Source organism: Aquirufa sp. 5-AUSEE-100C1, from assembly GCF_054558655.1.
The window spans coordinates 43,689-65,082 of sequence record NZ_JBPXKO010000004.1 but is presented as its reverse complement, the minus strand read 5'-3'; the positions used below and the strand labels follow the sequence as shown (position 1 = coordinate 65,082).

At 44.9% G+C, this 21,394-nt stretch carries 19 protein-coding genes; 10 read left to right on the top strand and 9 right to left on the bottom strand.

Features of this window, described 5'->3' with window-relative positions; translation table 11 throughout:
• Positions 1-13 precede the first annotated feature (13 nt).
• The 3 genes from ACMH5P_RS10135 to ACMH5P_RS10125 form a co-directional block, all read right to left on the bottom strand.
• Positions 14-757: an NIPSNAP family protein gene (locus tag ACMH5P_RS10135; RefSeq protein WP_459494257.1), complete on the bottom strand. Its 744-nt coding sequence runs from the start codon at positions 755-757 to the stop codon at positions 14-16.
• 78 nt (positions 758-835) lie between these two features.
• The gene (locus ACMH5P_RS10130) at positions 836-1,411 is read right to left on the bottom strand and encodes a hypothetical protein (RefSeq protein WP_459494256.1); all 576 of its coding nucleotides are present in this window, start codon (positions 1,409-1,411) and stop codon (positions 836-838) included.
• A gap of 63 nt (positions 1,412-1,474) precedes the next feature.
• Positions 1,475-2,647: a PepSY-like domain-containing protein gene (locus ACMH5P_RS10125; RefSeq protein WP_459494255.1), complete on the bottom strand. Its 1,173-nt coding sequence runs from the start codon at positions 2,645-2,647 to the stop codon at positions 1,475-1,477.
• A 189-nt stretch (positions 2,648-2,836) separates the two neighbouring features.
• Here ACMH5P_RS10125 and ACMH5P_RS10120 point away from each other — a divergent pair, with 189 nt between their 5' ends.
• Both ACMH5P_RS10120 and lgt read left to right on the top strand, forming a co-directional pair.
• Positions 2,837-2,989, top strand: coding sequence for a hypothetical protein (locus tag ACMH5P_RS10120; protein ID WP_459494254.1), 153 nt, complete (start codon positions 2,837-2,839; stop codon positions 2,987-2,989).
• Between the two features lie 37 nt (positions 2,990-3,026).
• Positions 3,027-3,860, top strand: coding sequence for a prolipoprotein diacylglyceryl transferase (lgt, locus tag ACMH5P_RS10115; protein ID WP_459494253.1), 834 nt, complete (start codon positions 3,027-3,029; stop codon positions 3,858-3,860).
• Here lgt and ACMH5P_RS10110 read toward each other — a convergent pair.
• From ACMH5P_RS10110 to ACMH5P_RS10090, 5 genes are read right to left on the bottom strand one after another with little or no spacing between them, the layout of a single operon-like run.
• Positions 3,857-4,786 (bottom strand): C40 family peptidase, encoded by a 930-nt coding sequence (locus ACMH5P_RS10110; protein WP_459494252.1) that lies wholly within the window; start codon positions 4,784-4,786, stop codon positions 3,857-3,859. The two genes, lgt and ACMH5P_RS10110, sit on opposite strands and share 4 nt — an antisense overlap.
• Positions 4,776-6,014: a serine hydrolase gene (locus ACMH5P_RS10105; protein ID WP_459494251.1), complete on the bottom strand. Its 1,239-nt coding sequence runs from the start codon at positions 6,012-6,014 to the stop codon at positions 4,776-4,778. Before ACMH5P_RS10105 ends, ACMH5P_RS10110 begins: the two co-directional genes overlap by 11 nt.
• Positions 6,004-6,996, bottom strand: a complete 993-nt coding sequence (locus ACMH5P_RS10100) for an aminotransferase class I/II-fold pyridoxal phosphate-dependent enzyme (protein ID WP_459494250.1) — start codon at positions 6,994-6,996, stop codon at positions 6,004-6,006. The genes ACMH5P_RS10105 and ACMH5P_RS10100 overlap by 11 nt, the downstream gene beginning before the upstream one ends.
• A 1-nt stretch (position 6,997) precedes the next feature.
• Positions 6,998-8,014 carry a dipeptide epimerase gene (locus ACMH5P_RS10095; RefSeq protein WP_459494249.1) on the bottom strand — a complete coding sequence of 339 codons (1,017 nt, stop codon included), beginning with the start codon at positions 8,012-8,014 and terminating at the stop codon, positions 6,998-7,000.
• Positions 8,015-8,020: 6 nt separating this feature from the next.
• Positions 8,021-9,157, bottom strand: a complete 1,137-nt coding sequence (locus ACMH5P_RS10090; RefSeq protein ID WP_459494248.1) for a molybdopterin molybdotransferase MoeA — start codon at positions 9,155-9,157, stop codon at positions 8,021-8,023.
• An 84-nt stretch (positions 9,158-9,241) separates the two neighbouring features.
• Between ACMH5P_RS10090 and moaC the strand changes: the two genes are divergently transcribed.
• Together moaC and ACMH5P_RS10080 are read left to right on the top strand one after the other, a co-directional pair.
• Positions 9,242-9,715, top strand: coding sequence for a cyclic pyranopterin monophosphate synthase MoaC (gene moaC, locus ACMH5P_RS10085; RefSeq protein ID WP_459494247.1), 474 nt, complete (start codon positions 9,242-9,244; stop codon positions 9,713-9,715).
• A 1-nt stretch (position 9,716) separates the two neighbouring features.
• A complete protein-coding gene (locus ACMH5P_RS10080) occupies positions 9,717-10,370 on the top strand; it encodes a thiamine diphosphokinase (protein ID WP_459494246.1) in 654 nt (217 codons plus the stop codon).
• On the opposite strand, the gene ACMH5P_RS10075 is transcribed toward ACMH5P_RS10080, so the two are convergent.
• Positions 10,345-11,589: a replication-associated recombination protein A gene (locus ACMH5P_RS10075; protein ID WP_459494245.1), complete on the bottom strand. Its 1,245-nt coding sequence runs from the start codon at positions 11,587-11,589 to the stop codon at positions 10,345-10,347. The genes ACMH5P_RS10080 and ACMH5P_RS10075 overlap by 26 nt on opposite strands.
• A 75-nt stretch (positions 11,590-11,664) precedes the next feature.
• Here ACMH5P_RS10075 and ACMH5P_RS10070 point away from each other — a divergent pair, with 75 nt between their 5' ends.
• From ACMH5P_RS10070 to ACMH5P_RS10045, 6 genes are all read left to right on the top strand, one after another.
• Positions 11,665-12,588 carry a sugar phosphate isomerase/epimerase family protein gene (locus ACMH5P_RS10070; RefSeq protein WP_459494244.1) on the top strand — a complete coding sequence of 308 codons (924 nt, stop codon included), beginning with the start codon at positions 11,665-11,667 and terminating at the stop codon, positions 12,586-12,588.
• Between the two features lie 173 nt (positions 12,589-12,761).
• Complete coding sequence (locus tag ACMH5P_RS10065) at positions 12,762-14,084, top strand: amidohydrolase (RefSeq protein ID WP_459494243.1); 1,323 nt, start codon at positions 12,762-12,764, stop codon at positions 14,082-14,084.
• A 293-nt stretch (positions 14,085-14,377) separates the two neighbouring features.
• On the top strand, positions 14,378-16,711 hold the full coding sequence (locus ACMH5P_RS10060; RefSeq protein WP_459494242.1) for an alpha-L-rhamnosidase-related protein: 2,334 nt from the start codon (positions 14,378-14,380) through the stop codon (positions 16,709-16,711).
• A 54-nt stretch (positions 16,712-16,765) separates the two neighbouring features.
• Entirely contained in the window at positions 16,766-18,844 is a 2,079-nt protein-coding gene (locus ACMH5P_RS10055; RefSeq protein WP_459494241.1) for a bifunctional aldolase/short-chain dehydrogenase, read from the top strand.
• A gap of 4 nt (positions 18,845-18,848) precedes the next feature.
• The gene (locus ACMH5P_RS10050) at positions 18,849-20,108 is read left to right on the top strand and encodes a sugar isomerase (protein ID WP_459494240.1); all 1,260 of its coding nucleotides are present in this window, start codon (positions 18,849-18,851) and stop codon (positions 20,106-20,108) included.
• A 1-nt stretch (position 20,109) separates the two neighbouring features.
• Positions 20,110-21,393 (top strand): FGGY-family carbohydrate kinase, encoded by a 1,284-nt coding sequence (locus ACMH5P_RS10045; RefSeq protein WP_459494239.1) that lies wholly within the window; start codon positions 20,110-20,112, stop codon positions 21,391-21,393.
• Position 21,394: the final 1 nt, after the last annotated feature.

Sequence of the window (21,394 nt, the reverse complement as noted above, 5' to 3'; positions counted from 1 at the left end):
AAGATACGAGCATTTATCGAATTGTAGAGAATGTCGTTGGGCTCATGTAGATAGATTCTACTTTCTCAACAATTTTTCCGTCTTTTTCTGAGGCCTCTTTCACGGCGATCCATTTAGGGTCTAGTCGGAAAGCATCAAAACTAGCCTTACCAGCTGCCTCACTTTTATGTGCCAAGAAATATAACAATTTACTTTGCGAACCATCTTTTGGAATGGTTGTGAAGTAGGCGATGTTTTCCATGCCATGCTTCTTGAAAAGCTTCGTGGTGTGATCGCGGAAACGCGCTAAAACATTGGGTAATTTGTCTGGTGCCGCCGTGTAGGTACGCATCTCAAAGGTGCGGTCAACATCTGCACTCGAAGGTTTGATTTTCGGGCTGAAATCGGTCGCATTCATGAAGATACTTGTTACTTTGGCAACGATTTTACCGCTTTCTTCTGATTTTTTGGCTACTTCCTTCCACTCGGGATCCTTGCCGAAATGGCTCCAAGCTGTATCGCGCGCCGCTTGACTAGGGTATGATAAAATGTAGTATAAAGCGTTTTCTGTGTTGTTGTTCGGAATCCAATAACCCACATTCGTCATACCGTGTTTTTCGAAAATCTTTGTGGTATGGTTTGTGAATCGTTGGATCAAGGCATCTAAGCGACCCGTGTGGCAATAATAAATCCGCATCTCATAATAACGCGTGTCGGGCTTCTTCGCGAAACCTAAAAAGGAAATACTCAAGAGTACCAGTAAACAAAGATTTTTCATAGGAATGGTTTGATCAAAAATTCAATGACTAAGATAACTCATCTCCAATGCATTCATGTCCTGATGCGTAAAAAAATATTAGGCAGGTCCTAATCTCTTGCTCATGACATGGTGTAGGTACGAAAATATCATTTCTGGTTTTAGTGTGCGCCAATTGGGAATTTGCAGGTTCCCTCCAAAATTGATGTAATAATCCACATGGTATTTTGCCCATTCCTTTTCGACGAATTCAGCGAAGTGAAGACCTACGATCCAGCCGTCTTCTACCTCTTCAAACCATTCGGCATAATAATCATCCTCGTAACTTCCATGGAAGTTGAAGACATTTTCGCCTATCAAAATAAAATGCTTGATCCCAACCGCCATTAAGTGGTCGATAACCTGGCGTTTCAACAACATGATATCATTATGCAAGGTGTCATTCCATTCCCCAAATAATTCGATAATGCTGTATTTGAGGGTATAATCCGTAAAAAGAATCTTGCAATAGAGCGTTTCTGAATCGATTTCATCCCAGAGTGGATGAATGTAATAACCATAGATATCGTGTTCGTATTCAGTTTGCGAATAGGTCCGGCCATAAAACGGGGATTTGCGGTCATGTGCCGCATTGTAAATGGATTCCCATTGAAAGGATGGCTCGATTTCTTGCATGGCTCAAAATAAACCAAAAAGGCCTGCCGAAGCAAGCCTTTTCGATATACTTGACGCGATTTGTTACTTCAATTTCGCACCTAAGAAAACGCCATTTCCATCGAATTCGACTTTATAAGCTTTGTCACCTACGGTGATGAAAACTTCATATTCTTTAATTGTTGCGTCTGCAGAAACCGTTTGCGCTTTGGTGAATTTCCAGCCCACGTATTTGGTATTTAGGTAGGTAATTACGGTAGCTGGTAATTGTGCTTGGGTAATTTCAACAACGGTGAAATTCGGTAGGCTAGGGTTATCTTTGGGTCCTTTACCGGCATTTTGAATCACCTTGAAATCTTTGTCGAACATAAAGGTTTGCACTGCGTTTCCTACTGAAACAACGACATGGTAATGAATGGCTACTTTATCAGATGAAATGCTTACCGCATTTTTAAGTACCCATCCCGCCGCATTGGTATTCAAATAGCTAACGATAGCGGCTGGTAAGCTTGTCAAATCGGTTTTGCTGATTTCCGGTTTGTCAGCCTCTTCCTTAGAGGATAGGACTTTACCCGTGGCGTCAATATCTAAGTCATATTCAATTCCAGCTTTCTCAGCGTGAATGTGATAAATTGTTGCACCCGATGCATCTACCTTGGCCATCGCACGCTTAAAGGTATAACCAGTAAGTGCAGTTTGTACGGCCGCCGGCAAATCAGTTAATGCTAAACTCGTGACTGCGGGCCCGTGGCTCCCTTTTTTACCACCTCCTTTGGGACCTCCAGGCATACCCGTCGTCTGAGAAACGAAGGCACCTTTGTCATCAAAGAGAACCGAGTAAAATTCCGTTTTGTATTTTAATTCAACCCGATAGCCTGTAGGCGTACCCGTTGTCTTTTGAGAGGCATGCAACATATCATAGCCCGGGAAGTTGGTCGATAAATAGGTCAATACACTCGCTGGTAAAGCCGTAGAATCAATTTTCGAAAATGCCTCACGGATACTTCCTTTGGATGTGATCACTACCTGCGCTTCGGTCGAGGAGGTTGTTACATCGGCAACATACAGCGCATTCGGCTGAAGCACTGAATAGGCAACTTGTGCGGAAGGGTAGGTTTGCTTAATGGTTGTCTGAACAGCTTGAGGGACATTGGCCGTATTGGTGGCCTGAAAGCCTTGAGGATCAATGGCATCTTCTTTCGTGCATGACGATAAGATTGCTGCGCTAGCGAAGGCGAAAAGAATGAACTTTTTCATAGGTCTGAATTTTTAGTTGAACACAGGTTAAACGCTTGTACTTGTTTAATCGTGTACAAATATGAATTGAAAACGATGACATGCCAACATGCAATCGACGAATCGACCTATCAAGTCTACGAAATTAAAATTTGTTAAATTTTATAGTACCTTGCATTGCATAGTACTATAATTTGTTTAGTTTTGTGCATGCGAAAATTTAAACTCTTGCTTTTGGTCTTGGTATTGGTCAATATTGTCCAACCGGTTTTGGCACTTGGCTTGCCGCAGCGATTGTATCCCGCGAAAGCGATTAAGAAATCCATTCAGGTACTTGTCAAGAAGGTATCACGTAATTCTTAATTTTTCCATTATTTTTGGGTTTACATTCCATAAACCTATGTTGTTAGCCTTTATTTCTTGGGACCCCAATCCAGTAATTGTTGATTTGTTTGGTTTCCCCATCCGATGGTATGGATTTTTCTTCGCCCTCGCTTTTTTAGCAGGTTTTCGTGTGGTGAGTTATATGTTTAAGCAGGAGGGAAGATCAACGGAACAAGCTGATCAACTTTTGATGTATACCATGGTCGCGACCATTGTAGGTGCCCGTGCAGGTCATTATTTCTTTTATGAGTTCCCCTTGTTACAAGCCGATCCTTTGCGCTTTTTTATTCAAATGATTACGCCTCCTTTCTCCGGTTTGGCTTCTCACGGCGCTTCCATCGGTTTATTCCTTGCCTTTTACTTGTATTCCAAAAAGCATCCCGGGATGTCTTATTTATACATCACCGACCGCATCGTTCCCGCAGTTGCATTGGCAGGTTTCTTTATTAGAATGGGGAATTTGATGAATTCGGAAATTATCGGAAAGCCGACTGAATTGCCCTGGGGCTTTAAGTTTCTTCGTGATACGGAGTTCAATCCTTACGGAGATCCGAATTTGGTCTTAGCTCGACATCCTTCTCAATTGTATGAGGCTTTATCTTGTCTCTTGATTTTTGCCGCCTTAATGTGGTTTTGGTCACGTAAGAAACAAGCAACACAAGAGGGACTCATGACGGGTTGGTTCATGATTATTCTCTTCACCCTTCGCTTTTTCTACGAGTTTTTTAAGGAAAACCAAAGTGCTTTTGAGAATAACCTAACGCTGAACATGGGTCAAATTCTTTCCATTCCAGCCGTACTTTTTGGGGTCATTGTCCTCCTTTATTCACAACGGAAGAAGAACGCCTAATCAATTTTTTGGACTTCTTTGCCGAGTGCATTGATGCGTTTCGTGAATAAATAGCGATTCAAATTGTAGGCATCAAAGTCTTTTGAGTTTGGCTCAAAACTAGCTCTGCGCGTACGATCTGCTGCATGTATAAAGGCCTGATTTCCTTCCCAAATACCCACGTGGACTACTTTGTAGGTGCCATCTTGGCGCTTTTCGCCGAAAAACAATAAGTCCCCCGGCTTTAGATTTTGCCAGTTTCGAAGGCTATCGACCATTTCTCCCTCACGTGCTTGTTGGCTCGCATCTCGAGGAATATTCCAACCATTAGCCTGAAAGACTAATTTGGTAAATCCACTACAATCCATTCCCTTATTCGACGTTCCACCCCACAAATAAGGAATTCCCATCAATTGGTGAGCCGCTAACAATAAGCGATTTTCCGTCGGTGCCGGATTGGATTTCTTCCACTCCTTAAAATTGACGACATCCTTTTGGGAGACAAATCCCTTGGTTCCGTCCGCCATCAGTATCTCCCAAAAACCGATTTTCTTTTGCGTAACCATCACCCGGTTATGTTGGACCAACTCACTCACAATCTCCGATTTGAAACTGGGTTGTTGGTAAACCTTACTCGCACTCGCCATTACCACATATTCTTTCCCAGAATTTTGATAGTTTTTGAATTCCGTACTATCCATCCGAATGATCGTACTTCCTTCAATCCAACCCTGGTAATGATCGGGTAACTGAATTCGATACCAATTCCTCGTCGCGGCTTTTTCCAATAATTGAACAGGGGTGCCCAATAATACCTGGGTGCTCATTTCCGCTCCTTCGCGGGCTTCGGTGCGTACATTGCCAACAGAGACATTAATGATCCCAACCGTTTTTTGTGCCCAAATGCTATGAGCAAATAAAATAAATAAGATGATTTTAATCCGCATAGCTAAATTTTAAATAGTCTAGGTTGGGTTGATTAACTTTCTTGCGAGCCAACTCATAGTTGTAGATTACCTCGCCTAAATGCTTATAGAATGGGAATCCGACAGTGTCGTAATCGTATTTATCATCATTGAAGATCTCATCTTCGTTGCAATAAATAGTTGCGGTCAGCATAAATTCGACTCCCCGTTTGAAATCGACAAAATAGGCATTGTCCAACAAGAAGCCGTAGGCATCGCCGACTTTATTAAAGATTCTCACATCGGGATTGATCTTCGCATTTTTCTCTCCGCCGTAATATAGGAATTTGCAATAGGCAGGTCCAATGGTACTATCTGATTGATAGCTTGGATATTTTGATTCGGTTGGATATTGCGACATGTAGCGATACAAAAATGCATAATCCTCAGCTTTTAACTTAAACTGTTCGCTTTTAGTAAATGAGCCAGGAAACATCAGTCGCTTCAAGAAATTATGTTGCGCCTGCAAGGGATAAGCATTTTTAAAACTGAAATTTACAGGATGCGGGATAATTCGACCGGAGTCATTCATGACGCCTTTACCTAATAAGATGGGCGTACTTGAGAAGATTTGTTTTTTATTAAACTGCTCCTTTTGTTGCCAAATAACTTCACCTTGCTGATTGATGAATTGAACCGGATTCGTGTATTGATTCTCCAATAAGGGAATCGAGGTCTGTAATCGATGTGTAAAGCGAACACCTTCAAATCCTTTGTTGGCGATCGTTTTATTGAAATCTTTTTGACCTAAAAACTCATAAAGGCGATTGTAAGCCTCATTATCGGAGACCAATAAAATCTTTTTGATGTAATGTTCGATGCTTGGTAGTCCGTTGGCAGCCGTGCTATCCTTTAAGATTTCCAACTGGGTCGGCCGATTTTTCAAGGTCTGAAAGGTCGTCGATTTATCAATTTTTAGCTGGTTGATTTTTTCCAAGGCCAATACACTGGCGGCTAATTTCACCGTACTCGCGGGATAAAAATATTCGTTGGCATCAACCCGGTAAGCATGTGTCGTAAATTTCGCTTGGTTATTTGAATCACGATCGATCTGCGTGAATAAGATTTGCAAACGGTATTTTGACGGATTATCCGTCAAATGCTTGAAATAGGTCGGGTTCGACTTCAAGAGTTGCTCAATGAGATTTTCTTGGGCATGTAACATCGTAGTATTCAGAAGTCCAAAAAGTAGAACGAGTTTAAATTTCATATTTTTCAAGGGCTGCTAGGAGGTCTTCAATATCTTTCAGGCCGAGGCTTGCGGGTAGAATCGCTTTGCAAATCGGTTTAGCCGTAACATCTGGGTAGGCAAATTGATTGCATAGGAATCCATGATTTTTCAGGTGCTCAAATAATTGCGCATCTTGGGCACTAAATGCAGGATAATCCCGAACGAACTGTACATGCTTGGCATTTTTCGTAAATAAGTGCGCCATGTTTTGAGAATGCTGCATGCGTTCTTCATAAGCCTCTTGCGCATGTAAACAGGCATACATATAGGCCGGATTCGGAGGGGATCCCCCCACCCAGAAGGGGTCTTTTTTGATTTCATCGATGTCGGCCTTATTACCTAAAATGATTCCAGCGGGTATCCCATAGGCCTTGGATAATGAGCTTGTTTGGATACAATGTGCTGGCGTGTTTAGGGCCGTCGAAACTATTCCTAATCGATGCGATTCGTCAACAATTAAAACCTGGTCTTTTCGTAATTCTCTTTGAAATCCCGTCAAAAATTCCTCCACCCAAGGTGCACCGATGCCATCCATTCCCAAGATTTTAGCATCCGATTTCCAATCTGAAAATAAACCTTCTTGGGGTTTATGTGGATGACGCCATAGGGCGGGATGGGTTTTGGGCGCCAAGCTAATCTCCGCATCGGGATATTTTTGCATGACGTATTGCATCACCGTTTGGCCCGCTAGTAGGCCCGAACTGCACAAGGCTACCGCTTCGACCTGATAGCGTTTGGCGAAAACCTCTTCTAAGGATTGCCACACATCCAACTGGTAATTATTCAATCTCGAACTTCCCCAGTTCTGCGAAAATCTCCGAATTCCTTCCTGTAATTTTTCTTGAAAAAGGGGATGAGTTCCAATACTCAAATAGTTCGTGCCTCCCAGCCATTGGTATTCCTTGCCCTCGAAGGTCACGAGGCGTTCCGGAATGTTTGGTTGGTGAATTTGATAGGACATCTTACCGAATTAATTGTGCCCCCGTTCCGGGTGTTTTTGCATAAATGACCCGACCATAATCAATCGTAATGCCTTTGGAAATTTGGTCATCCACCAATAGGCATCCGTCCATGTCGACATAATCCAATAGGGGTAATAATTGGGCAATTGCCGAGCAACCAATGGTTGATTCCGTCATACAGCCCACCATCACTTGAAGTCCGAGGCTTTTGGCTTCTTTAATCATTCGAAGGGCTGGTGTTAATCCACCGCATTTCATCAACTTGATGTTGACCCCGTGAAAATAGCCCGCACATTTCGCCACATCCGATTCCAAAATGCAGGATTCATCTGCGATTATTGGTAAGGCAGATTCAGCATATACTTTTTTCATGCCTTCCCAATTATCCGCTTTCAGAGGTTGCTCAATGAATTCGACCCCTAGTTTCTTTAATTCTGGGGCAAAATATAGGGTTTGTTCAGGTGTCCAAGCCGTATTCGCATCCACGCGAAATACCGCATCTGTTTCCTGGCGAAGGGCCTCAACAATCTCTAAATCTTGGTCGGTCCCCAATTTAATTTTATACAAAGGAAATGGCATTTCGCGCATTTTCTCAACCATCTTTTCGACCGTGTCTATGCCAATGGTGTAATCGGTAATTGGATTTTTGGAGACATCCAATCCCCAAATTTCATGTAATGCTTTGTTATGCGTTTTCCCCCAAAGATCCCAATAGGCGACATCCAAGGCGCAAAGCGCAAAAGGATGTTCATCCAAAAGGGTTTTGGATAACATCTTCCAGAAGTCGGTCGGGTGCGGCAAAATATCCGAGGGTAATAAATGCCGGACGCTTTCTATGTGGGCCACCATTTTTTCCATGGTGATGCCGTAGTATGGGGTTTCTGTCGCTTCGCCGAATCCGCTTTTTCCATGCCAACTTAATTCTACGATGAGCGTAGGCTGAACGTCACGCGATTCGTGCGTGATCGTGAAGGTATGTTTTAAAGGCAAGTCGAATTGATGAAGCTTCAGTTCCATGTGCATTTATTTAAGTGGAATATAGGGCAATTTGCTGTCTTTTTGACCTGCTTTTTGCCAAACCAAACCGTCTGCACGCGACCAGTTGATTAAATCTCCCGATCCATTGTGCGCTAATGTTTCCCCGTTTTCTACTGGAATCCATTGGTCTAAATCAGCTGAAGGTTTCGGTAAATACTTGATTTCCTTTTCGGAATATTCTGGGAATTCTCCGTTAACCCAAGGTAAGAAATAAACCCAAAAACATGTCAATGTTGAGATCGGATTTCCCGGAAATGCGAAGACTACTTTGCCATCGGGACGCGTGGCAACCAACATCGGTTTTCCCGGTTTCTGGGCGATTTTGTGAAAGACCGTTTCAAATCCCGCCGCTGTTAAAACCTCGGGGATAAGGTCTTTTTTACCCGCAGAAACGCCACCTGAAAGAAGTATGATGTCGTTCGACTCTAAAACCTTGTCGAGGTTCGCCTTTATTTTTTCCGCCGAATCAGGTAAATGACTGGAATTAGCCTTAAACCCTTTCGATAACAAGACGGACTTCATCATCATGACATTCGAGCTGCGAATCTGATGTACGGCAGGTGTTTCATGGAGTCCTACGATTTCATCACCCGTGGAGAAAATATGCACATGAGGTTTGGATTCAACTTCAATGTGCGCTTTGCCCACTGTTGCGGCTATCGCAATTTCGATCGGTCCGATTTTCGTGCGTTTTTTGACCAGGATGCTACCTTCTTTGGCATCCATGCCTTGCGTGTGAATGAATTGACCTTTCGTTAATGGCGTTTTGCCAATGTATGTGGCTATCTTTTTCTCAATCTGTAAATCCTCGATTTTAATGATGGCTTCTGTTCCTTTGGGAGCGGTGGCGCCGGTCATGATTTCCAAGGCACCATCGATTTTTTTAATGGCTTTGACCGGTTCGCCGGCAAATAAAATACCTTCGATTTTCCAGGTGGGAGCTGTGATGTCTTTGACTGCGATTCCATCCATCATGACACGGTCAAATGGTGGAAAATCACGGTCCGCTACAATTTTTTCAGCCAAGTTCATGCCCAATGTCTTAGCAAGTGGAAGCTTCTCTGTACGAAATGGAATGGTAATGTTTTTTAATAAAGCAATGGCTTCTAAGGGGCTGATCATGTAGCTTGGTTTACGTATTTGTTAAATTTCGCTAAAAATTGCTAATTCTCCCGTATTTTAGTAAGCTAAATTTCAAACAAGTCTATGTCAAGCGATTTCTCACACCTCGATTCCACAGGTACCCCGGGTATGGTGGATGTTAGTTCCAAAAACGAAACCGTTCGCGAAGCGAAGGCTCAATCCATCGTTTATTTAGGTGCTGAAATCGTCCAACATTTCGAAGCGGCCGGTTGGCAAAATAAAAAAGGTAGCATCCTGCAAACCGCCGTGATCGCGGGTACCATGGCTGCTAAAAAGACATCGGATTTAATCCCCTTGTGTCACCCTTTAGGCCTAGATTCCTGTAAGTTTGAAACCGAAGTTTTAAGCGATCAAATTGTGATCACCTGCATTTGTCGGCTCGAAGCCAAAACTGGTGTGGAGATGGAAGCACTCGTGGGAGCCTCCGTTGCCGCCCTCACTGTTTACGATATGTGCAAGTCGGTATCCAAGGGCATCGTCATTCGTGAGACTAAATTGATTTCAAAATCCGGAGGTAAGTCCGACTTTAAAGCCTAATATGTCCTCGCACCACATTATTCGTGACAAGCAAGAACCCGCGCTCATCATCGCGAATGGGGAGGCTTGTTCCATCGATATCTTGGAGCAATTATTGGAATGGTCACCCACGGTCATTGTGCTTGATGGTGCCTTGGAGCGCGTGATTTCTTTGGGAATTAAAGTGGATGTTTGGTTAGGCGATTTCGACCATGCGCACAGCGAAGATTACAGCCATTATCCCTTAAAAAAAGTGCACACGCCTGATCAAAATCTGACGGATTTGGAAAAGGCTTTTGAATATTTACTCACGGAAGGTTATCCCGCCGTGAACGTCGTTTGGGCAAGCGGAAAACGCATGGACCATACCTTGAATAATTTTCATTCCATGGTTAAATACGGTCGGGAATTAAAGATTGTCTTCTTCGACGATTATTCGACATCCTACCTGTTGCCCCCCAGCTTTGAGAAATGGTATCCTGCTAAAACGCCCATTTCATTGATGCCTTATGGCGAAGCGATCGAGGTGAAATCATCGGGTTTGCTGTATGATTTGAATCATCCGGTGTTGGCATTGGGCCAACAAACCAGTTCGAGTAATGAGACATTTGCCGACGGTATTGTAAAAATATCGTACCAAAGTGGTGCGCTTATTTTGATGGAGTGCCACGATTGATTTTGTCCTGTTCAGACGGGCTGTAAAAAACAGGTCGGTTCGGAACCTCGGGGAAATAATTTTGTTCGACCCAACTTCCGGGATAATCATGTGGGTATTTGTAATCTGCCCCGTAATTCAAATCTTTCATCAATCTAGTTGGCGCATTGCGTAAGTGCAATGGCACTGGCAAATTCCCCGTTTGCTCCACATAAGCCATGGCCTTGTTGATCGCATTGTAAGCGGAATTACTCTTAGGCGAGGTCGCCAAATAAATCACTGTTTGAGAAAGAATGATACGAGATTCTGGATTACCGATGACCCGAATGGACTCGAAACAGGATTGGGCTAATAAAAGTGCATTGGGATTGGCTAAACCAATGTCTTCGGAGGCGAGGATCAATAAGCGCCGACCGATAAACTCGAGGGATTCGCCACCCGCTAACATTCTGGCCAACCAATACACGGCCGCATCAGGATCTGATCCTCGAATCGATTTGATAAACGCTGAAATGATATCGTAATGCTGCTCGCCGTCTTTGTCGTATTGCGCCAAATTCTTTTGGAGGCGTTCAGTTACCAAGGCATTATTTACTTCAATTTCGTTGCTTCCTTCGGTGGTGATTAATAATTCGAATAGATTAAGAAGCTTCCGTCCATCACCTCCGGAGAAATGGAATAGGGCATCTGTTTCGGTCAGCGTGATGGTTTTGTTGTTAAATAATTTATCCGTCGCGATGGCCTTGTCAATCATTTGACGTAAGTGTACATCGTTTAAAGCCTCCAAAACGTATACTTGGCAACGGGATAAAAGGGCGGAAATGACTTCAAAGGATGGGTTTTCGGTGGTCGCACCCACGAGCGTGACGATTCCTTTTTCGACGGCGTTCAACAAGGAATCTTGTTGGGATTTCGAAAAACGGTGAATCTCATCAATAAACAAAATGGGCGATTGTGCCTCGAACATCCGGTTCTTTTTGGCGAGTTCTAGGGTTTCTCGAACTTCTTTGACGCCTGACTGCACTGCGGAGAGCGTGTAAATTGTTCGCTTAAGCGCTCCAGCTAATAAGGTTGCGAGGGTTGTTTTGCCTACCCCGGGAGGACCCCATAGAATACAAGAGGGGAGATGGCCCGCCTCAATCGCTTTGCGTAGGGGCGCGTTGGCTCCAATGACCTTTTCTTGGCCAATGTAGTCATCCAAAGAACTGGGGCGCATTCGTTCTGCGAGGGGCTGCATCATCTTTCGAAGTTACGGGATTTTTGTAAAATAGAAATAGAATTAGTAGCTTGAAGAACTAAATAAACCTATCGAAATATGAATTCATCACGTCGTACCTTTTTGCGTAATTCAGCCTTCGGGTTGGGCGCATTGGCCTTCGCTTCTCCTGCTTTGCAGAGTCTGGCGGCTGTTAAATACAAGAAATTAGTTGGGATTCAATTGTACTCTGTCCGCGAGGATATGAAAAAGGATCCTCAAGGAACATTGAATGCGTTGGCGGAAATGGGCTATAAATATGTGGAACATGCCAACTACATTAATCGTAAGTTCTACGGTTGGGAAGCCAAAGAATTCAAAAAACGCCTCGATGATTTAGGTATGAAAATGCCTTCAGGTCATACGGTGATGGGAAAAGCGCATTGGGATGATGCTAAAAGTGATTTCACCGATTTGTGGAAATACACGGTGGAAGATGCAGCAACCATGGGTCAGGAATTAGTAATAAGCCCGTCGATCGACATGGGAATTCGTAAGGATAAAAACCTCTTGTTGAAGTACATGGACATCTTCAATAAATCGGGTGAATTATGCCAAAAGTCGGGCATGCGTTTCGGATATCACAACCACGATTTCGAATTCTCGGAGAAATTGGATGGCGAGTTATTGTATGACATCATGTTGAACAATACGGATCCGAAATTGGTAGCTCAGCAGTTGGACATAGGTAATATGATCAATGGAGGTGGCGTTCCTGCGGAAGTCATGAAGAAATTCCCAGGCCGTTTTGTTTCCATGCACGTGAAGGATGAAGTACCTTCAGCGGCTGGTCACGAAAAATTCGAATCCACTATTTTAGGAAAAGGTTCCGGACAAATTGATGTTCAGGCTTTGGTGAAATTAGGCGACAAGGAGGGAGGAACGAAGCATTTCATCATTGAACAAGAATCATATCAAGGATTACAGCCACTGGCTTGCATGAAGGAGAATATTGCCATCATGCGCGGTTGGGGGTATAAATAATTTGTAGAGACGCGATACATCGCGTCCAGTAAAATGTAGAGACGCGATACCTCGCGTCTAGTAAAATGTAGAGACGCGATACCTCGCGTCTAGTAAAATGTAGAGACGCGATACCTCGCGTCTAAATTAATAGAGACGCGAGGTATCGCGTCTCTAAAAATATTGAAATAAACATGAAAAAACTAACCTTCATCGCCCTATTAGCCGCGCCATTTTTCGCGTCGGCCCAATCCTCATTAAAACCTGTGATCGCTCAAAAAGCGGATGCCTTGAAAGACAAGGTAATCGCTTGGCGCCGTGATTTTCATGAGCACCCGGAATTGGGAAATCAAGAAGTAAGGACGGCGGGTATTGTCGCTGCTCACTTACGTTCTTTGGGAATTGAAGTGCAGGAAAAGGTAGGTTACACGGGTATCGTTGGCGTTTTAAAAGGTGGCAAACCAGGGCCGGTCGTAGCTTTACGTGCTGACATGGACGGATTGCCGGTGACGGAACGTGGTGATTTACCTTTTAAATCAAAAGTAGTGACCGAATTTAACGGCCAAAAAACAGGTGTCATGCATGCCTGTGGACATGATTCACACGTGGCTATTTTGATGGCGGTCGCTGAAGTTTTGGCATCAGAAAAGGCGAATTTGGCGGGGACGGTTAAGTTTATTTTCCAACCAGCTGAAGAAGGTGTTTATAATGACAAAGGAGAAACAATCCTTTCAGGCGCTGAATTAATGGTGAAAGAAGGCGTTTTGGAGAATCCGAAAGTTGATGTGATTTTTGGTCTGCACATCGCGGCGGGTTCTGATAATGGCGTTATTGAATACAAGCCAGGAGCTACGATGGCAGCGGTGGACCAATTGGACATCAAAGTGAAAGGAAAGCAGGCACATGGGGCCAGTCCTTGGACAGGAATTGACCCGATTGTGATTTCATCTCAAATCGTGATGGGTTTACAAACCATCGTTTCCCGCTCCGTGAACATTACGGAAGATCCGGCCATCGTTACGGTGGGTGCGATTCATAGTGGTATTCGCCAAAACATCATTCCCGAGAATTCGCACATGATTGGTACGATTCGTACGTTCGGGGTGGAGCAACGCAAATTAGTTCACCAACGCATTAAAGATATTGCCACCAACATCGCAGAAAGCGGCGGGGCTAAGGCCGATGTGACCATAGGTACCGGTTATCCCGTAACTTACAATAATCCTGAATTGGTCGAAAAAATGTTGCCAACCTTGCAAGGTGTGAATGGAAAAGACCGAGTTCGTGTAGTTCCAGCACATACGGGGGCAGAGGATTTCTCATTCTTCCAACAAAAAGTTCCGGGCATCTTCTTCTTCTTAGGTGCTCGTCCAGAAAATAAAAAAGCGGATGAGGTAGCAGGTCACCATACCCCTGATTTCCATTTGGATGAAGGTCATTTCCAAGTGGGCGTGAAGGCCTTAAGTAGCTTGGTGGTGGATTACATGGATATGGCTCAGCCGAAGAAAAAGAAGTAATTATTGTAGAGACTCGATACTTCGCGTCTCTACGTTTTTTCAGACGCGAGGTATCGCGTCTCTACGTTTTTTTAGACGCGAAGTATCGCGTCTCTACGTTTTTTCAGACGCGCGGTATCGCGTCTCTACGTTTTTTCAGACGCGCGGTATCGCGTCTCTACGTTTTTTCAGACGCGAGGTATCGCGTCTCTACGTTTTTTTAGACGCGCGGTATCGCGTCTCTACGTTTTTTTAGACGCGAAGTATCGCGTCTGTACTTTTTTTAGACGCGAAGTATCGCGTCTCTACATGCTATGAAAAACATCTTTCTATTCCTGCTATTGGCTGGCCCTTTGGCCTATGCTCAAAACATTCGAACCGAATTATGGAAAAAGCCATGGAAGGCGCAATGGATAACCTATTCCGCCGATGGCACCGCAAGTATTTATAATCCTGCGACGCTGAAAGATTATGGGGTCTATAAATTCCAGAAGAAAGTAAGCTTGAAAGAGAAACCTGCTAAATGCCTCATCCATGTCTCCGGCGATAACCGCTATAAACTTTACGTGAATGGTACTTGGGTTTCCGCAGGACCTGCGCGCGGAGATTTGTATTTCTGGAACTTTGAGACTTTGGATATTGCTCCTTATTTAAAAGCAGGCGAAAATCAGTTAGAGGCCTTAGTTTGGAACGAGGGAAGGGGAAAACCGGAGGCACAAATCTCTTTTGTCACCGGATTTATTTTGCAAGCTGACGAACCGAGTCAGGCCGTTTTTAACACGGGCGGCGACTGGCTTGCTTCCAAAAATTTAGGAATTACGCCTCTACAACCCCGCGTACCGGGTTATTATGTGGCCGGACAAGGAGAATCTCAAGAATATGCCAAAGCCTGGTCTCCATTTATCTCTGCGAAATCTTTGGGCCCTGGATTAACCAAGGGTGCTGCCATCGATTCCCGCGGTTGGATGTTATACCCCGCTGCGATTCCTCCCATGGAATTAACGGAGCAACGGTTTGCATCGGTCCGACAAGGCGGTGGGGATTTAATTCATGGCAAAGCGATGACCATCCCAGCCAACTCAAGCGTCGATCTTTGGATTGACCAGGGCGTACTGACCAATGCCTACCCGCAATTGGATTTCAAAGGAGGTAAAGACGCCAAAATTGGTCTTACCTATGCCGAGGGCTTGTATGAGAAAAAGCCTTTAAGTAATACCACTAAGAATCCGAATCACAAGGGTAATCGGAATGAAATTGCCGATAAATACTGGTTGGGCCGTAAGGATAGCCTTATCGCCGACGGCGCGTCGCATCGTTTCGAGACGATGACCTACCGTACCTTTCGCTATGTTCGTCTGACCGTAAAGACGGAGGCGGAACCCTTGACCTTGAATGATTTTAAATCCGTGTTTACGGGTTTCCCTTTTCAGGCTAAGGCTTCATTGAAATCCAACAATGCCTTGATTCCTCAATTACTGGATGTCGGCTTTCGCACCGCACGCCTTTGTGCCATGGAATCCTACATGGACTGTCCTTATTATGAGCAATTGCAATACATCGGTGATGCGCGGATTCAGGCACTGGTAAGTATGTATTATGCAGGGGATGAGCGTTTGGTGAGACAGGCCTTGGATCACATGGATCACTCGAGGATAGCGGAGGGGATTACCTTGAGTAGGTATCCGACCGACTTGCACCAACAAATTCCCACGTTCTCGCTCTGGTACATCGGGATGTTGCATGATTATTTGCGTTATGGGAAAGATCCCCATTTCTTGAAGGATAAATTAGCCGGGATGCGGGGTATTTTGGATTATTTTTCCCGATTTGAAGGCAGCGATGGAACCTTGCAAAATGTTCCCTATTGGACTTTTTCAGATTGGGTTAATGCTTGGCCTCGTGGCATTGCGCCGGTCGGCCCATCCGGACGTTCCTCGGTCATCGATTTTCAATACCTCTGGGTCTTACAAAATGCGGCAGAATTGGAGCGTTATTTTGGTTACCCGGAATTAGCAGCGCGGTATGAGGCAAAGGTGAAGGCATTAAAACCGGTGCTTCGGAAATTGTATTGGGATGCAGCTCGGGGATTGTATGCCGATACCGAAGTGCATGATAAATATTCCCAGCACGCGAATTCCTTGGCGATTTTGTCGGGCATGGAGGCTGGCGGGGTATCTGATAAGTTATTGGTAGAGAAGGATTTAGCACCTGCGTCAATCTATTTTAAGTATTACCTTCATTTGGCCTTAACCAAAGCAGGTAAGGGAAATGACTACCTGACTTGGTTAGGGAAATGGCAGGAGAATCTCGATATGGGATTAACTACCTGGGCGGAGACCTCGGATATTTCCACCTCCCGTTCGGATTGCCATGCTTGGGGTTCAAGTCCGAATATTGAATTTTTCCGAATTGTGCTGGGTGTCGATTCCGATGCGCCAGCCTTTGCTAATGTGAAGATCGAGCCACATTTAGGTGAGCTCAAAGAAGTAGAAGGAATCGTACCACATCCGCAAGGAGAAATAAAAATTGCTTATCAGGTTGGTTCTGCTTCCATTGAGTTGCCGGGAACCGTTAGCGGACAATTTATTTGGAAGGGCAAAAGTTATGCACTAAAGGCTGGAAAAAATAATTTGACTATCCCTAGGTAGGATAGGACGGTTAGGTTCTTTTGCCCATGTAGATTTGAGAAAAATAAATCAAGTATGTACAAACACGTATCCTACCTTTGGGATGATGCCCAAGCAGCGGCGCTAGCCGGTAATGAAGTTGACCTATTTATTTATCGTTCCAACATCCTCGGCGCGGATCTTCGCATCACCAATTATGGGGGAGGGAATACCTCAGTCAAGATTCAAGATAAGGATCCTTTGACGGGTTCCGAGACCGAGGTGATGTGGATCAAGGGTTCGGGCGGCGACATTGGTACGCTGAAAAAATCGGGTTGCGCGGCTTTGTATGTGGATCGTTTACGTTCATTGACGAATGTATACCGTGGAATGGAGCACGAAGATGAGATGGTGGAATTGTTCAATCATTGCATTTTTGATTTGTCGTCCAAAGCGCCTTCCATCGATACACCTCTTCACGGTTTCTTGCCCTTCAAACATATCGATCACTTGCATCCTGATGCGGCGATTGCCATCGCGGCTTCGAAGGATGGGGAGCAAATTACGAAAGAGCTCTTCGGCGGATTAATCGGCTGGGTCGGTTGGCAACGTCCGGGTTTCGACTTGGGTTTGCAGTTGAAGGCCTGTTTGGATGAAGCTGCTTCGCGCGGCGTTCAATTGCGTGGAATCATGTTGGGCTCCCATGGTTTATTCACCTGGGGCGATACCTCTTACGATTGCTATGTGAATACCCTGGAGGTCATTGAGAAATGCGCGGAGTACATCGAATCCAAAACGAAAACAGTTTTCGGAGGTGCACGCATCGAATCATTTTCTGCGGAGGAGCGTGCCGCGAAAGCAGCTGCTTTAGCCCCCGTCTTGCGTGGATTCTGTTCCTCTCATGTACAAATGGTGGGTCATTTTTCGGATGACGAACGCGTCTTGCAATTTATCAATTCAAACGATTTGGATCGTTTGGCACCGTTGGGAACCTCTTGTCCAGATCACTTCTTACGGACGAAAATTTCGCCTTTGGTATTGGGTTCGGATGTCTCTGCGGAGGCTTTAATACCTTTGTTTGAGGATTATCGGATTATGTATGGCTCGTATTACGATGCTTGCAAACATCCTAATTCCCCGGCTATGCGTGACCCGAATCCGGTCGTGATTTTATACCCTGGCGTAGGGATGTTCACCTTTGCAAAAGATAAGCAAACCGCTCGCGTGGCTGCCGAATTTTATACCAATGCCATTAATGTGATGCGAGGTGCGGAGGCGATTTCGTCGTATACTTCCTTGCCACGTCAGGAGGCCTTCGATATCGAATATTGGTTGTTGGAGGAAGCCAAACTCCAACGCATGCCAAAACCGAAAGCCCTTTCCGGTCGTGTTGCCTTTGTCACCGGTTCAGGTGGGGGTATCGGTAAAGCGATTGCCAAAAAGATGGCGCAAGAAGGCGCTTGTGTGATTTTGAATGACGTCAATGCGGATCGTTTGGCGGAGGCGAAAGCAGAGTTTATCGGATTATTTGGAAAGGATGTTGTTTCCACGGTGATTGCCGATGTGACCAATCAAGATTCCATTGAAGCGGCGATGAAGCAAGTTTGTTTGGATTTTGGTGGGGTGGATTTGATTGTCAACAATGCAGGTATCTCGATTTCGAAAGGCATCTTAGAGCATACCCAAGGTGATTGGGATAAGTTATATGATATTTTAGTGAAGGGCCAATACTTGGTATCTCAAGCGGCGATTGCCGTGATGCGCAAGCAAGGTTTGGGTGGCGATATCGTGAATATCGTTTCGAAAAATGCTTTCGTGGCTGGACCCAATAATGTGGGTTATGGTTCCGCAAAAGCTGCGCAAGCACACATGACTCGATTGTTAGCTGCTGAATTAGGGCCTGATCACATTCGCGTAAATACGGTTAATCCAGATGCGGTAATCGCAGATTCCAATATTTGGGCAGGTGGCTGGGCCGAGGGTCGTGCCAAAGCCTATGGAATTACCGTGGAGGAATTGCCCGCCTATTACGCGAAACGTACCCTTTTAAATGAATCGATTTTACCGGATGATATTGCTAATGCATGTTTCGCATTTGTGGGGGGCTTATTAAGTAAGTCGACCGGAAATGCCTTAAACGTGGATGGTGGTGTAGCCGCCGGATTTTTAAGATAAGACCATGAATATTTCGAACCATAATGATCAACTTTTAGCTGGTCACAATCGCCGATTAGATTTTTTGAAATCTGAGATAAACCTGCCGGACAGTATTTTACAGAAATTAAAGGATTTTCAAATCGCAATTCCCTCCTGGGCCTTGGGCACGGGAGGTACACGTTTCGGCCGTTTTTCGGGCGGCGGCGAGCCGCGTAATTTGGAGGAGAAGATTGCCGATGTAGGTTTGCTACATCAATTGAATCAATCCTCGGGTGCAATTTCTTTACATATTCCGTGGGATATCCCAACGGACCCGGCGGCCATTCGTTCGTTGGCGGCCCAACATGTTTTGGCCTTCGATGCAGTGAATTCGAATACCTTTCAGGATCAGGCTGATCAGGCACATTCGTATAAGTTTGGATCCTTGCAACATGTTTCCGCGGCGACTCGGAAGCAGGCAATTGATCATAACATCGAGGTGATTAAGCATGGGGTTGAGCTGGGTTCCAAAGCCTTGACCGTATGGTTGTCGGACGGTTCTTGCTTTCCCGGCCAATTGAATTTCCGTAAGGCCTATGAGCGGACGGTGGATAGTTTGAAGGAGATTTATGCGGCTTTACCGGCCGACTGGTCTTTGTATTTGGAATACAAGGCCTATGAGCCGAATTTCTATTCGACGACAGTGGGCGATTGGGGAGCCTCCTATTCCATGGTGAATAAATTGGGACCTCAGGCGAAGACCTTGGTGGATTTAGGACATCATTTACCGAATGCCAATATTGAACAGATCGTTTCCATTCTCTTGATGGAGGGTAAATTGGGTGGTTTCCATTTCAATGACTCGAAATATGGGGATGATGATTTAACTGCGGGTTCGATTAAGCCGTATCAATTGTTCTTGATTTTCAATGAATTGGTGGATGGGATGGATGCCAAAGGTATGAACCACGCAAAGGATTTGGGATGGATGATTGATGCTTCGCACAATGTGAAGGATCCATTGGAAGATTTATTGCAATCCGTGGAAGCGATTCAAATCGCTTATGCCCAGGCATTATTGGTGGATCGTGTGGCATTGGAAGCGGCACGTGAGGCGAATGACGTGGTTCGTTGTCAAGAGATTTTACAAGACGTTTTCCGTACGGATGTTCGTGCCTTAGTGGCGCAAGCACGTCTGGAACTAGGTGGAGCTTTGGATCCAATTGCCTTGTTCCGTCAAGAGAAAATGCGGGATCAATTAATTAAGTCGAGAGGCGTCAAAACAGTAGCGACGGGATTATAAGATGGGTTTGAGGACACCAGTCATCGCGGTATTTGACATTGGAAAGACGAATAAGAAGGTCTTTCTCTGGGATACTTCGTTCGAGATTGTGTTTGAAAAGCAGCAGACTTTCCCGGAGATGGAGGATGAAGATGGATTTGCCTGTGAAGATTTAGGAGCACTCCAGCAATGGATTGTGACGAGTTTTACGGAGATCTGCCAAATGCCGGAATTCGAATTAATCGGCTTGAATTTTTCAGCTTATGGAGCCTCCTTTGTTTATGTGAATCGTGCTGGGGATCCCGTGGCGCCTTTGTATAATTACTTAAAACCGGTTTCGAAACCTTTCCCATACATGGAGTTTGGTGGCGAAGCGGAATTTGCGCGCAGAACAGCATCGCCGATTTTGGGGAATTTAAATTCAGGTTTACAGGTCTATGAGAGCATGCATCGGTCTTTCTGGCCGGAGGTATTTAAGGCCCTGCATTTTCCGAATTACTTGGCTTCTTTATTTACGGGCCAACTCGTTTCTGAAATAACATCGATCGGATGTCATACGGCTTTATGGGATTTTGATTTGGCTCAGTATCATCCTTGGGTTTCTAAGATACAGGATAAGCTCGCGCCGATGGGTACATCTTCTTATATTGAAATAGATGGTATTAATTATGGCCTTGGTCTTCACGATTCCTCGGCGGCCTTGGTTCCCCATTTGCGGTCGGTTGAGGAGGATTTTGTTTTGTTATCGACAGGTACTTGGTGCATCGCAATGCATCCCTTTAATGAGTCGCCTTTGACGGCAGATGAATTAGCGAATGATGTCTTGTGCTATTTGCAACCGAATGGTAAGTCGGTCAAGGCATCTCGTTTGTTTGGAGGGCATTTTCATGAGGAGCAGGTGGCGAGAATGGAAGCACATTTTGGTGGCTCCTTTCGAGATTGTCGGTTCAGTGAGCGCGTCTTTGAATTGAAGCCCTTGGCTTCGAGTGTCTATGAATGTGCATTTGCGGATAGAAATTTAGCTGATTTCCCAGATTTAGCTTCGGCGTATGATCAATTCATGGTAGATTTGGTGGGCCAACAGCTTTACAGTTTAAACTTGTTGCTAAAGGATGCCCCTGTCAAACAATTGCTGGTTGACGGAGGTTTTAGCAAGAACGAGTGGTACATGCGCTTGTTGGCAAATGCCTTACCCGAGGTGGCCGTTTATGCCGCGGAGGTAGCGCAGGCCAGTGCCTTGGGAGCCGCCTTGATGGTTTATTCCGGGGAATTACCCAAGGATTTAATACAATTGAAACGATATTAAG